General features: G+C 62.3%; 12 protein-coding genes and 1 pseudogene. 7 read left to right on the forward strand and 6 right to left on the reverse strand.

What is annotated here, in order from left to right:
- The first annotated feature begins 17 nt into the window (after positions 1-17).
- The 7 genes from FSO04_RS04025 (at position 18) to FSO04_RS04055 (ending at position 6,336) form a co-directional block, all read left to right on the forward strand.
- Positions 18-1,538, forward strand: coding sequence for a PepSY-associated TM helix domain-containing protein (locus tag FSO04_RS04025; RefSeq protein WP_154558478.1), 1,521 nt, complete (start codon positions 18-20; stop codon positions 1,536-1,538).
- A gap of 36 nt (positions 1,539-1,574) precedes the next feature.
- A complete protein-coding gene (locus FSO04_RS04030) occupies positions 1,575-2,024 on the forward strand; it encodes a copper chaperone PCu(A)C (protein WP_154558479.1) in 450 nt (149 codons plus the stop codon).
- Positions 2,025-2,183: 159 nt separating this feature from the next.
- Positions 2,184-2,447 (forward strand): BufA1 family periplasmic bufferin-type metallophore, encoded by a 264-nt coding sequence (locus FSO04_RS04035; RefSeq protein ID WP_233464734.1) that lies wholly within the window; start codon positions 2,184-2,186, stop codon positions 2,445-2,447.
- Positions 2,448-2,481: 34 nt separating this feature from the next.
- Positions 2,482-3,381 carry an MNIO family bufferin maturase gene (gene bufB, locus FSO04_RS04040; RefSeq protein WP_199203007.1) on the forward strand — a complete coding sequence of 300 codons (900 nt, stop codon included), beginning with the start codon at positions 2,482-2,484 and terminating at the stop codon, positions 3,379-3,381.
- Positions 3,365-4,252, forward strand: a complete 888-nt coding sequence (locus tag FSO04_RS04045) for an HvfC/BufC N-terminal domain-containing protein (RefSeq protein ID WP_166618146.1) — start codon at positions 3,365-3,367, stop codon at positions 4,250-4,252. The genes bufB and FSO04_RS04045 overlap by 17 nt, the downstream gene beginning before the upstream one ends.
- Before the next feature lie 114 nt (positions 4,253-4,366).
- Positions 4,367-5,161 carry a DeoR/GlpR family DNA-binding transcription regulator gene (locus FSO04_RS04050; protein WP_154558481.1) on the forward strand — a complete coding sequence of 265 codons (795 nt, stop codon included), beginning with the start codon at positions 4,367-4,369 and terminating at the stop codon, positions 5,159-5,161.
- Positions 5,158-6,336, forward strand: a complete 1,179-nt coding sequence (locus tag FSO04_RS04055) for an MFS transporter (RefSeq protein WP_154558482.1) — start codon at positions 5,158-5,160, stop codon at positions 6,334-6,336. The genes FSO04_RS04050 and FSO04_RS04055 overlap by 4 nt, the downstream gene beginning before the upstream one ends.
- On the opposite strand, the gene FSO04_RS04060 is transcribed toward FSO04_RS04055, so the two are convergent.
- The 6 genes and pseudogenes from FSO04_RS04060 to FSO04_RS04080 all read right to left on the reverse strand — a co-directional run bounded on the left by FSO04_RS04060 (position 6,259) and on the right by FSO04_RS04080 (position 11,782).
- Positions 6,259-7,152, reverse strand: a complete 894-nt coding sequence (locus FSO04_RS04060) for a sterol desaturase family protein (RefSeq protein ID WP_154558483.1) — start codon at positions 7,150-7,152, stop codon at positions 6,259-6,261. The genes FSO04_RS04055 and FSO04_RS04060 overlap by 78 nt on opposite strands.
- 34 nt (positions 7,153-7,186) lie before the next feature.
- Positions 7,187-7,366, reverse strand: a pseudogene (locus tag FSO04_RS48685) (type II secretion system F family protein); the annotation flags it as partial.
- On the reverse strand, positions 7,360-8,070 hold the full coding sequence (locus FSO04_RS04065; protein ID WP_154558484.1) for an OmpA family protein: 711 nt from the start codon (positions 8,068-8,070) through the stop codon (positions 7,360-7,362). The gene FSO04_RS04065 and the pseudogene FSO04_RS48685, both read right to left, overlap by 7 nt.
- Before the next feature lie 117 nt (positions 8,071-8,187).
- Positions 8,188-8,952: a flagellar motor protein gene (locus tag FSO04_RS04070; RefSeq protein WP_154558485.1), complete on the reverse strand. Its 765-nt coding sequence runs from the start codon at positions 8,950-8,952 to the stop codon at positions 8,188-8,190.
- Positions 8,953-9,022: 70 nt separating this feature from the next.
- Complete coding sequence (locus FSO04_RS04075; RefSeq protein WP_154558486.1) at positions 9,023-10,261, reverse strand: Crp/Fnr family transcriptional regulator; 1,239 nt, start codon at positions 10,259-10,261, stop codon at positions 9,023-9,025.
- A 246-nt stretch (positions 10,262-10,507) separates the two neighbouring features.
- Complete coding sequence (locus FSO04_RS04080; RefSeq protein WP_154558487.1) at positions 10,508-11,782, reverse strand: aminotransferase class V-fold PLP-dependent enzyme; 1,275 nt, start codon at positions 11,780-11,782, stop codon at positions 10,508-10,510.
- Positions 11,783-11,794: the final 12 nt, after the last annotated feature.

The raw sequence follows: 11,794 nt of genomic DNA on the forward strand, positions 1-11,794 counted from the left end.
TGCTTCAGGAGGATTGAATGTCCACCACCACCGCTCAACGCGCGACCTCGGCAACTGGCGCCGCGAACGCCGGCTACCGGACGCTCTGGCGCTGGCACTTTTACGCGGGTCTCTTTGTGATGCCGTTTCTGGTGGTGCTTGCGATCACCGGCACGCTATATTGCTTCCAGCCACAAATCGAGCCGCTGCTTTACCCGCACCGCCTGATCGTCGAACCGCAATCCACACCCAGGCTGACTGAAGACGCATTGCTTGCCAAAGCCCGCGCGGCGATGCCGGCCGATGCGCGCGCGGTGACGGCGCCTATCGCGAGCGCGTCGGACCGCAGCACGGAGTTCATCTTTCGCCTAGCCGATGGCGAAAAACAGAGCGTCTATCTGAACCCATACAGCGGCGAAGTATTGGGCACGCTGAGCGTCGAGCGTCGCTTCATGCAGGTGGACCGCATGCTTCACCGTAAGCTGCTGCTCGGCAAACCAGGCGAGTTGCTGATGGAGTTGGCCGCGTGCTGGACGCTGGTGATGATCGGCACCGGCATCGCACTCTGGTGGCCACGCGAGAAGACTACTGCGCGCGCGGCGCTGGTGCCGCGTTTCTCGCTGCAAGGACGCGCGCTTTGGAAGAATCTTCATGCCGTGATGGGTATCTGGCTCGCGCTCGGTGCGCTCATCTTCGTGCTGAGCGGTCTGCCGTGGACAGGCTCGTGGGGTAAGCAGTTCAAGGCGCTCGCGAGCGCCGCCAATCTTGGCGCGCCGCCGGGTTCGTGGGGCGGCTTGCCGTTGCGCTCCGCGATGCCGGGGATGAGCGCCGGTGAGCATGCGGGTGTTGCCGATACACGCGCTGAAACGCACACGGCTCACGGAGCGAACGGAGCCCACGCATCAAGCAATGAACACGGCGCGCACGAAGCGAACATGGACTCGATGCCGGGCATGGTGATGGACGATCTGCCGTTGCCGCTCACGCCATGGGCCGTCGGCAACACGCCGGTGCCGCAATCCGCCGATGCACACGCGGCGCAAGCGCTGCCGCTCGGACGCATCGTTGCTCTCGTCGCATCGCTCGGCGTCCCGGGCGGTTACGACATCGTGCTGCCTGCATCCGCTACAGGCGTCTACACCGTCTCGTACTTTCCCTCCGATCCGAAAGACGAGCGCACGCTGTACATCGACCAATACAGCGGCACGGTGCTGAAAGACATCCGTTACGGCGATTACGGCGCGGTGTCGAAGGCCGTCTCGTACGGCACATCGTTGCATATGGGCCGCTATTTCGGCGTCGCCAATCAGATTCTCTGTGCCGCGATTTCGCTTGGGCTCGCGGGAATGGCCGTGACCGGTTGCGTGATGTGGTGGAAACGTCGGCCGCAGCGCTCACTCGGCGCACCGTCGCGCGAACGCGCCGCGCCACCGATGCGTAGCTGGAAAACCGGCCTCGTTCTGCTCGGCATCGTCTTCCCATTGATGGGCGCCACGCTGCTCGCGGTGTGGCTCGCCGATCGCACGATTTTTGGCCGCGCCATGCGGCAATCTGCTTAACGCTTCATTTCCGCCGTTAAAAACAAGGAACACATCATGAAGACATCACGCAAACTTTTACTCGCCGCGTTGCTGTGCGGATCATCCATTCAGGCCTTTGCCGGCACAGTTGCAACCGCAAGCGTATCGGACTGCTGGATCCGAGCGCTGCCGGGTGACCTGCCATCGGGTGGCTATTTCAAGGCCAGTAATACGGGTGATCAACTGGTCAATCTCGTCGGTATCAGCACTGAAGCTTTCGGCATGGCCATGCTGCATCAGACGCAAAGTCAGGGCAGCACGTCTTCGATGGCGATGGTCGAACAGGTAGCGGTGCCCGCGCACGGCTCGCTCGCCTTTGCACCGGGCAACTATCACGTGATGCTGGAGCATCCGAAACAGCCGCTCAAGATCGGCACGACGATCCCGCTGACGTTCTCGTTCAGCGACGGCGAGAAAGTCACCGCCGCCTGTGCCGTAAAAAGCGCGAGTACGATGAGCCCGTAACATGCCGGATAATCAGTGCGGCAAGCTTAAAATCGCCTTACACATGGCCCCGGCGCTGCAAATCAGGCGCACCGCATCGCCCCCGAAACAGCCCATGCCGGAGCGACGGTTGAAATGGTGCGGCGTGCGATCCACCGCCGCTTACTCAGGAGAAGCAAATTGAACTCGAAACTTAGCCGGCCGGCATTGATCGCCGCGGCCCTCGCAGGACTCGCGGCCACCGGCATCGGCGCAGCGCATGCGGACGAGAAGGTTCAGTGCTTTGGCATCGCCAAGGCCGGTCAGAATGACTGCGCGAGCAAGACCGGTGTGCACGGCTGCGCCGGTGAGGCCAAGGTCGACAACGACAAAGGCGACTTCAAGACCGTGCCGAAAGGAACCTGCAAGAAGATGGGCGGCAAGATCGACGAACAGCATTCCTGATGCCAATGTGTCGATCCTGTGCCAGTCAATGCCTATGATGCATCCCCTCGTCCCTTCTGCCTGCGCGCCGCCCGGCATCGGTATCGGGTTGCGCCATGCCCATTACCGCGACTTCCTCAGTGCTACGCCGGCGGTCGACTGGGTCGAGGTACACAGTGAAAACTATTTCGGCGACGGCGGCTTCGACCTGCACGTGCTCGACACCGTGCGACGCGACCTGCCCGTCAGTTTGCACGGGGTCGGTCTCGGCCTTGGCTCGGCGAAGCCACTCGACGCAGTACACGTTGCGAAGCTCAAACATCTGATCGAGCGGATCGAGCCGACAGTTGTCTCCGAACATCTTTGCTGGGGCGCGACATCGGCCGGCCATCTAAACGATCTTCTGCCGATGCCCTTGACTGAGGCGGCGCTCGCGCTGCTCGCTTCGCGTGTCAGCGAATTGCAGGACGCGCTCGGCCGGCCGGTTCTACTGGAAAACGTCTCCACCTACGTTCGATTCCGCGACGATCAGTACAGCGAGACGTCATTCCTTGCCGAACTCGCGTCACGCACAGGTTGCGGCGTATTGCTCGACGTGAACAACCTGTATGTGAACCAATGCAATCATGGAGAGGACGCCGTCGCGGCCATGAACGCGCTGGCGATCGGCACGATTGGCGAGATTCATCTTGCAGGTCATCGCGTGACGGACATCGCCGTCGTCGACGATCACGGCTCGCCTGTCACCAACGAAGTCTGGGCACTCTATGAATACGCACTACAGCGATTCGGCACGATACCGGCGCTGATCGAGCGGGATACCGATGTACCGGCGTTAAGCGCCTTGCTCGACGAAGCTGGCCGCGCCTGTGATATTCAGAACACCGTTCACGCCAGGCGATCGGCCCTCACCCCTTCGACTCAACACGACGCCGGCGATGCGCACGCCGCTTGAATCACTGCAGCGCATGTTTGCCGAATCGCTGGAGGGCGAACAGCGACCTGTGCTTTCGCAACTGCAATACACGGGACGCGGAGTCGATCACGCGCAAGGTCGCGCCGACAGCCCTGCATGCGTCGCTGAACAAACACCACGCTGCAACGGCAACGGCAATGGCGCCGAACTCGCGGACAATCTGCGCCAGCGCGTCGACCTCTATCGGAGCAGCATTCGCGCTAATCGGCGGACTGCACTCGCGAGCGCCTATCCCGTCTTGTTGGCGCTAGTCGGCGAAGACTACTTCGATGCACTGTCAGTGGCCTACGCGCAAGCACATCCGTCACAGAGCGGCGACCTCAATCGCTTCGGCGCAGCGCTACCGGCTTTCATCGAAACCTACGAACAGGCCCCCCGTTTCCGTTATTTCGCCAACCTCGCGCGTCTCGAATGGTCGCTGCATCTGGCCTACTTTGCCGCGGACGCCAACGTGCTTACGCAAGCGGAATGGGCCGCCATCCGTCCCAAAGATTTGCTCGAAGCGAAACTGGCCGTGCATCCCGCCTGCGCGCTCATCTCGTCGCGCTATGCGATCGCCGAGATCTGGACTGCGCACCAGCCGGGTGGCTCCTTTCCGGCAGATCTCGAGTCACCGACCTACGCACTGGTTGTGCGACCGCAATGGCGGCCGCAGATACTCGTTCAAAGCGCCGCCGCACATGCGGCCTTCGATGCGTTGCAACGCGGAGCGACGCTCAATGAAGCGCTCGACTCGGCATTTGCAATCGATGCCGAATTCAATTTCACGTCGCAATGGCGCGCGTGGATCGAGGCCTCGGCGATTACAGGCCTCCAGCCCGGTACGCAGACCGCCCAGCCAGCGCCTTAACGACCTGCCGAACCGTCCATTCAGAAGAATTTCGATTGCACCGTTGCTCGCTCTGCTCGTTTACGTTAAATTATGCTCGATTATGATCGTTTGGCAATCGAGCAAGGTGAAGTCATGCAACGAACGCGACAGGACGCAATGGACGGGCTTCTGCCCGAGGAACGGGAGCGGCTGATTCTGGAACGGCTGCGGGCGCAGGGCCGCGTATTGGCATCCGAACTCGCTGCCGAACTCCAAACATCCGAACATACGGTCCGCCGTCACTTGCGCGAGCTGGCCGATCAGGGTCATTGCAAGCGCGTGTACGGCGGCGCCCTGCTGATCTCGCCTGCCGGCGTAGACGCCTCGGTCCGTATGCACGAAGCCTTGGATCGCAAGGCCTGTCTCGCCGTCGCCGCTGCGTCCATCGTCCGGCCCAAACAAATCATTTTGCTGGACACCGGATCGACCAACGTCGCGATTGCCGCAGCGCTTCCGGACAACGCGGATCTAACCGTCGTGACGAACTCGCCTGAGGCTTGCGCGCGCCTCCTGAACCGGCCGGGCTTCGACATCATTCTCATCGGCGGGCGCATCGCTCAGCATGCAGCCGGCGCGACCGGCGCCACCGCCTTGCTGCAGATCCAGCAGATCAAGGCCGACCTTTGCTTTCTGGGTGCGTGCGCGTTCGATCCAGACGAAGGAGTCGCCGCATTCGACTCTGAAGAGGCCGAACTCAAACGGGCGATGGTGCAGGCAAGCAGCCAGGTCGCCATCGCCATGACGTCGGAAAAGCTGATGACCGCTGCGCCGTTTTCCGTTGCGCAGGCGCGCGCCGTGGACTACCTGTTCGTCGAAGCGGATGTGACGGCCGAGCGGCGCACCCAACTCGCCGCGGTGTGCGACAACGTGATGGTGGCGCGCTCATGAAAGTACTCGCTAATCCGGTCAGCACACCGCTCATGAAACCGCTCAAGGAGCGGGTGGCCACCCTCGGCGTGTTTCTCGCCAACGGATTCGGGATCGGCGCCTGGGCAGTCGAAGTGCCGCGCATCAAGGAAAGCCTGTCACTCAGCGACACTTCATTGGGGATCGCGTTATTCGCCTTTGCGCTGGGGGCCATCATCGCGATGCCGCTGGCCGGACAGTTGGCGCCGTGCTTCGGCAGCGGCCGGGCCACCGCGCTGCTCGGCGCGGCGTTTGTCGTGGCGCTGCCGCTCCCCGCCTTCGCGCCGAACCTGGCGACGCTGTGCATCGTGCTCCTCGCGCTCGGTGCGGCGAACGGCGCGCTCGACGTCTCGATGAACGGCCACGCCAGCACGATCGAAACGCAATGGAAGTCGCCCATCATGTCCTCGTTTCATGCGGCGTGGAGTGCGGGCGGCCTGCTCGGCGCGGCGACGGGCGCCATGCTCCAGAAAGGCGGCGTCGGCGTGATCGGCGGTCTCGTGCTGCCGGACGTGTTCATCGCCGTCCTCATGGCCGCCGCCGCGGTGCTCGCGTTGCGCGATCTCGGTCCGCGCGTGGCCGCGTCCTCCAGCGGCTTCGCGTTGCCCAACGCCAAAGTGATGAAACTTGCCCTGCTCGCGTTCCTTTGCATGATGGTGGAAGGCGCGGTGGCCGACTGGAGCGCGGTGTATTTGCGCGCTACCTTGAGCGAAGCGGCCAGCGTCGCGGCGGTCGGCTACTCCGCATTTGCGTTCTCGATGGCGGCTTGCCGCATCGTCGGCGACGTGTCCGTGCGGCGCTTCGGTTCGAGCAAGGTGATCGGCTTCGGCGGTCTGCTTGCGGCGGCCGGACTCGCGCTGGTGCTGAGCCTGCCGACCGTGCTCACGGCTTGCGTGGGCTTTGCCATGGTCGGCGTCGGCCTCGCGAATATCGTCCCGGTGATTTTCAGCGCGGCGGGCCGCTCGACTGTTACGCCGGCTGTCGGTGTTTCGATGGCGGCCACGGCGGGTTATGCCGGCTTCCTGGTCGGTCCGCCGTTGATCGGACTCGGTGCGGGTTTGCTCGGCTTGCGCGTGGCGCTATGCGTGCTCGTCGTGGCCACCATGATCGTCTGTTTGACGGGTGGCAAAGCGGTGCGTGGCGCGAGCGTTGGTTAGAACACGCCCGGCTTGCGAGCGCAGCGGCCAGCTCAGCGCACCCAGCAGCGAACGCGGTTGCACGCCGTCGTGCAGACCGGTGGCCGGCCATTCGTGCTTCGAGGGCACCCAGAGCGTGCCGAACAGGTGGTCCCACAGCGGCAGCAGTTGCGTGAAGTTGTGGTCGAAATGCTCGGTGCGGTTCGAGTGATGCAGGCGGTGGTATTGCGGATTGTTGACCCACGTCGTGAAGCGGCCCAGGTCGACGCGCAGGTTCATGTGCGCGAAGTAATTGCCGAACATGAAAATGACCGTCGTGACGCCAACGATCCACGGCTCGACCTTGAACAGCACGCCGACCACCGGATAGAGCAGGCAGCCCTTGAGGAGCACCTCGAACCAGTGATGCCGGAACGTCACCGTGATATTGAACTCGGCAGCACTGTGGTGCAGCGAGTGCAGCTTCCACAGCACGGGCCATGCATGCTGCAAGCGGTGAAACGCATATTCCAGCAGATCGAACGTCGACAGCACGACCACGATGGAAGCCAACGCGCCCCACCCCCGCGAAGCCAGCACGACCCAGCCGCCACCGAGCGCATTGACGAGCGCGACGCTGACCATCGCCATGAGCGGCCGCATGGCTTCCGCGAATGCCATATACAGCGCCGCGTAGACGACGTTAAAGCGCATCCCGGCGCGCGACTGCAGCAACTCGGCCGGCCAGCGCCGCTCCAGCGCCGCGCCCACGCCCATCATCACCAGGGCGAGCGCGAAGCCGCCCAGCCAGTGCCGCCCGTGGTTCAGCAGTTCAGGAAACGGGCCCGACGCAAACATGGAATTCCCCGGTAAATGCCGTTCGCCCGATCGCTTAACCACCCGACATGGCGGTCATGGTCGGGAGCAATGGCCGCGCGACCTGGATCGCTGACGGGCCGACCGGCACGGCCAGAAGCGTCGGGAAAATGAAAAGCATCAGCGAAAAGAGCCGCTTTAATGCGATCTTCGCAGCCTGCTCTTCGGCGTGCAAGCGCCGTTTGCCACTCAATATTCCACGAGGATGGTGACGCGCCGATTCGCTGCGCGCGCTGCGGCATCGTCGCCGATGATCAGGGGGAAGTTGTCCGCCCTGCCGATGGCGGCCATTCTGTGAGGTTCGATGCCCTTGTCGGCGAAGAATCGAACCACGGCGCCGGCCCGTGCCGACGACAGCTCCCAGTTGGATTCATATTTCGCTGTCGATATCGGCACATTGTCCGTGTGCCCCTCGACGAGGATGTTGTTCTTCGAGCGATCGCGCAGCACCCCCGCGATCTGATCCAGAACATCGAACGACTCCGGCAACAAGCGCGCGTCGCCCGAGTTGAAGAGAATTTTCGCGTTGATGGCGATTTCCACGCCTTGGGAGGCATTCGAAATCGTGATCTGCCGATTGTCCTGAAGCGGCGCCAGCAACGAAAGAAGCTGCCGTCTCGCGGCTTCCGGCGCGCCGGGCACGTCGACCTGCCCGTGGGTACTGCCGGTGGCCGCCTCCGTTTTCACCTCGCGGTGCTCGAGCATCCTGACTTCGAGCTCCCGGTTTTTCGCCAACTGCAGCGCGTAAAGCGCGAGGAACAGCACCATCAGCGTGGTGATGAGGTCCGCGTAGGAAATCAACCAGCGCCCGGACTGCGCCTCGCCATCGCCGTCGTCATCGTCGCGGTGGTAGCCCGTCTTGTCCGCCGCAAGGCGCTTGTTACCCGAGGAGATCGTCATGCTCGAAACGTCTGCTTCCGAATTGCGTTTGAATGAGCGCCTCGCGCGCTATCGCCAACCGGTCGAGGCCGGCTATCCCGAGCGAGTTATCCCGAGTTATCCCAGGGCAACCCCAGGTTATCCCAGCAACTCAGCCGATCGTTCGCGGACGTCGCCCGCGAGCCGGGTTTCGATCGTATGGGGCGACTCCTTGCGCGAAATCGCGAGCAAGCCATCGAGGTACAAACGTCTGAACCGCAATTCGCTATCCACCTGTGCCCTGATCTTTCCGTACAGGGGCAGAAAAACCAGATTCGCCAACGCGAGACCGTACAGCGTCGCAACAAATGCGACCGCAATACCTTGCCCGAGTTGTGCCGGCTCGAGCATATGGCCCGTGACCTGAATCAAACCGAGCACCGCCCCCAGAATGCCGAACGTCGGCGCATAACCGCCAGCCTGCTGCCATATCCGGGCGGCCGCCATGTGGTTGCGCTCATAGGCATCCAGTTCCCGTTGCAAGGCGTCTTCGAGCACCGCCGTCGACACCCCGTTGGCCAGAAGCTCCAGGCCTCGTTTGGCAAACGGGTTAATCCCGGCCGCCTCGATCGACTCGAACACGAGCATGCCGTTCAGCTTCGCCTGATCGCCCCACTCGAGCAGGACCGACAAGCTTTGCCGGTCGACCTGCCGCGCTTTCACGAACGCGAGCCGCAGTTGCTTCATGCCGTCATAAAACCTCGCCCACGTGTTCTGGATCATCACCGCGCCGAAGGTGCCGCCCAATACGATGACGAACGCCTCCAACTGAAACAGCGAGGTGAAGTGACCACCCTCGAGCGAAAATCCGGCCACGATAGCCGTCACGCCGAACAGGGCGCCAAATAGCGTCAAAAGATCCATACATCCTCTCGAACGGCTGCTCCAATGATCGGACCGGACCTGAAAGCGTCCGTGGTCCGACCATCAGGCGTCAGGCATCCACGTTGGAAAGCGGCGCGGCAGCCGGCGATTTGATCGCGCGCACGGTCTCGATGAAGCGTTCCTCGATTTCCGCGATCTCGAGCGGATCGATCTTGATCTCACGACGCATGACCCACGACACCTCCTTCTTGCGCGCCTCGGTCATCACCGAGAACAGGCGATCGGAAATCGGCTCGCCGGTCACGGCGGAAAGCAGTTTCGCGAGGTCATAGGTGTCGAAAGCGCTGATGGCTTCGAACAAGGTTCGCTGGTCGACAAACTCCAGATCGGCCAGCGACTTCAACTCGCTTGCACCACGGGGAGCACGCTTGGAAAAATACGTGATGCCCTTTTCCTCGACGTAATTCAACACCTTGGTCTTGCGGAACGCGAAGATGTCTTCGGCGATTTCCGCATGCGAGAGCTTGTTGAGAATCAGATTCTTGTCGACGCCGATCAGGGCTTCAAGGTCGGCCAGTTCGATCAGTTCCAATTCGCTGTTGATCGACACGTCGAGATCGTGGTCCGCCACCTGCTGGGCCCGTTCCGTGATCCGTACAGGATCGAAGGTCACGAGCTGCCGGCCGGCTGCGCCGTCCTGCGCCGAATAGCGCGCCGACAGGGTGCTCACGCGATCGGAGCGGCCTGGTTCGAGCGTGACGAGGTTGAGTTTTTCCATGCGCCTGAGCATGGCCATCACATGCGGACGGGAATGACCGGCAATCGCATGACACTTCTTGATGACTTCGGGCAGCGGCACCGAACACTCCTCCCCCTGACCGCGACGCGCGCGTCCATCCACCCGGTCTGCGCTCTCAATACCCGCCATCAGCGACAGAACATGCGCGTACGAAAGAACCCCTGGCAGAAAATCGGCATGCGTGTTGGTGGCGAGGACATCGTCCTTCTTCTTCACGCGTCGAATCATGGTGCGCACGATATGGCGCAGCAGCGGCGATACGCGCTCGAGTTCCTCTTCCACTACGTTTGCCGCGATGACCGTCAATTGACAGAAGCTGATGGCTTTCGCAGTGTGCGCGCGTGGTTCGGCCGGCAACAACGAGGCCTCGCCAAAAAACTCGCCCTTGCCGAGCGTGGCGAGAATGACCTTCTTTTCGTCGCACTGAGTGGAGATTTCGACTTTGCCGTCTGCGATCACGTAGATGACGGCGTCGCCTGCGAAGCCTTCGGAATAGATGACTTCGCCCGGAGCCGCTGCGCGCGACCATGGCGATCGTTGCTGATTCAAAATTCAATCCCCCGTAGAGCTATTGCCTCGCACATCCCGCGTCTTCATGAGGCACGGGTAGGTGCGATGGTCCTGACTTATTTGACTGGATAACGACATGCAAAACGCAAATCTTTAACCCTCTCAATCGTCAGACATAATCGTGCAAATAGCGCAAACGTTTGGCAGGTCGTGAGACTACGTAAGGGATAGGTCTTCGTGGCGGGGTTCGTCCCCGGTGCGATGCACGCGGCCCGGCCCCGCGCCTTACAGTGTCGTCAGCGCTTCTGTAATAGAAAGAAAGCGTTCGACGTCGCTGGGTGCATGACAGTGCAGCGGCGAAATTCGCACCGCGCCCGCCAGATTGAACGACTTCAGCATACGGCCAGAGTACAGACTCGAGGCGATCCGCTCGTAGACGATCACGCCGCGCTTCTCGTACTCGCGCACTGCATCGGTCGGGTTCAGATTCGCGAAGCCGATACCCAGGATCAGGTCGCGCTTCGTGAGATCGGCATGATCCCAGAACACCTCCACGCCATCGAGTCGTCGCAAACCGCGCCGCCTACCCTGGCCGTCGAGCAGCGCCGCCAGTAGCGCGCGCTCATGCAACTCGATGCGCTTCATCCCCTCCACGAAAAGCTCGCGGCGCGTATCGGCATCGCTGAACTGGCCACCGATCCACGTCACGTACTCGACGATCTCGGTCACGACCGCGAACTGCGCGGGCGCCGGACTGCCGAGTTCCCAAACGCCTTCCTGCTTTGCATCGAGGCGATGATGCGGCAGAGCGGCCGCACGCGGCGACAGCCACGAAATGCCGGAGCCGCGGCAACCAAAAAACTTGTAGGGCGCGAAATTGATGCCGTCGACCGGCGTCTTCTGCAGGTCGATGACACCGTGCGGCGCGTGCTGGACCGCATCCACGACGATGAAGAGTCCGGGCTTCTTTTCGCGCGCCCGCTCGACGAGTGCCGCAATGTCGAACTTGGCGCCGGAAATATTCGACGCGTACATCACGCTGAGCAGCGCCGTGTCCGCGTCGATCAACGACAGAATCGCATCCACGTCTACCCCGCCCGTCTCCGGATTGCTGGGCGCGACACGCAACGACTTGCCCGTGCGTTGCGCGTAGTACGTCATCGCATCGAAAGAAGAAGGATGTTCGAGGATCGTCGTGACGGCGTTGGTGCCCGGCACGTTCTCCATGATCGCGCGCACCATGTCGAACATCGCACCCGACGCGGTCAACGATGGGTAGATGCTGCCGTCCTTCGCGTTGAGGATCGTGCGGATGTCCGCCTCGCCGCGCGCCTGAACGTCCTGAAGATGGCGGGCGCGCGCGTGAATGCGCTCCGGGCAATCGGGCAGCGCATCGATTCGCGCGAACGCGTCGACGGCCGACTTGAGGCGGAACGAGCCACCCGCGTTGTCGAAGAAGAGTCGCTCGCTCCCGTCGATGTCGTGGTCGACATGGTGGAAACGCGCCTTGATCTCCTGCATCAACGACTCGGAAAAGAACTCGCCTTGATTACTGCTCATCTGGATGCTCCT

The organism is Paraburkholderia madseniana, assembly GCF_009690905.1.
GTDB classification, from domain to species: Bacteria; Pseudomonadota; Gammaproteobacteria; order Burkholderiales; family Burkholderiaceae; genus Paraburkholderia; species Paraburkholderia madseniana.

Excerpts from the sequence above, each read along its gene's own strand:
- FSO04_RS04045 (WP_166618146.1), top strand. The coding sequence starts at position 3,365 with ATGCGCACGCCGCTTGAATCACTGCAGCGCATGTTTGCCGAATCGCTG.
- FSO04_RS04065 (WP_154558484.1), bottom strand. The coding sequence starts at position 8,070 with ATGACGATCTCCTCGGGTAACAAGCGCCTTGCGGCGGACAAGACGGGC.
- FSO04_RS04070 (WP_154558485.1), bottom strand. The coding sequence starts at position 8,952 with ATGGATCTTTTGACGCTATTTGGCGCCCTGTTCGGCGTGACGGCTATC.
- FSO04_RS04050 (WP_154558481.1), top strand. The coding sequence starts at position 4,367 with ATGCAACGAACGCGACAGGACGCAATGGACGGGCTTCTGCCCGAGGAA.
- FSO04_RS04080 (WP_154558487.1), bottom strand. The coding sequence starts at position 11,782 with ATGAGCAGTAATCAAGGCGAGTTCTTTTCCGAGTCGTTGATGCAGGAG.
- FSO04_RS04030 (WP_154558479.1), top strand. The coding sequence starts at position 1,575 with ATGAAGACATCACGCAAACTTTTACTCGCCGCGTTGCTGTGCGGATCA.
- FSO04_RS04025 (WP_154558478.1), top strand. The coding sequence starts at position 18 with ATGTCCACCACCACCGCTCAACGCGCGACCTCGGCAACTGGCGCCGCG.
- FSO04_RS04055 (WP_154558482.1), top strand. The coding sequence starts at position 5,158 with ATGAAAGTACTCGCTAATCCGGTCAGCACACCGCTCATGAAACCGCTC.
- FSO04_RS04060 (WP_154558483.1), bottom strand. The coding sequence starts at position 7,152 with ATGTTTGCGTCGGGCCCGTTTCCTGAACTGCTGAACCACGGGCGGCAC.
- bufB (WP_199203007.1), top strand. The coding sequence starts at position 2,482 with ATGATGCATCCCCTCGTCCCTTCTGCCTGCGCGCCGCCCGGCATCGGT.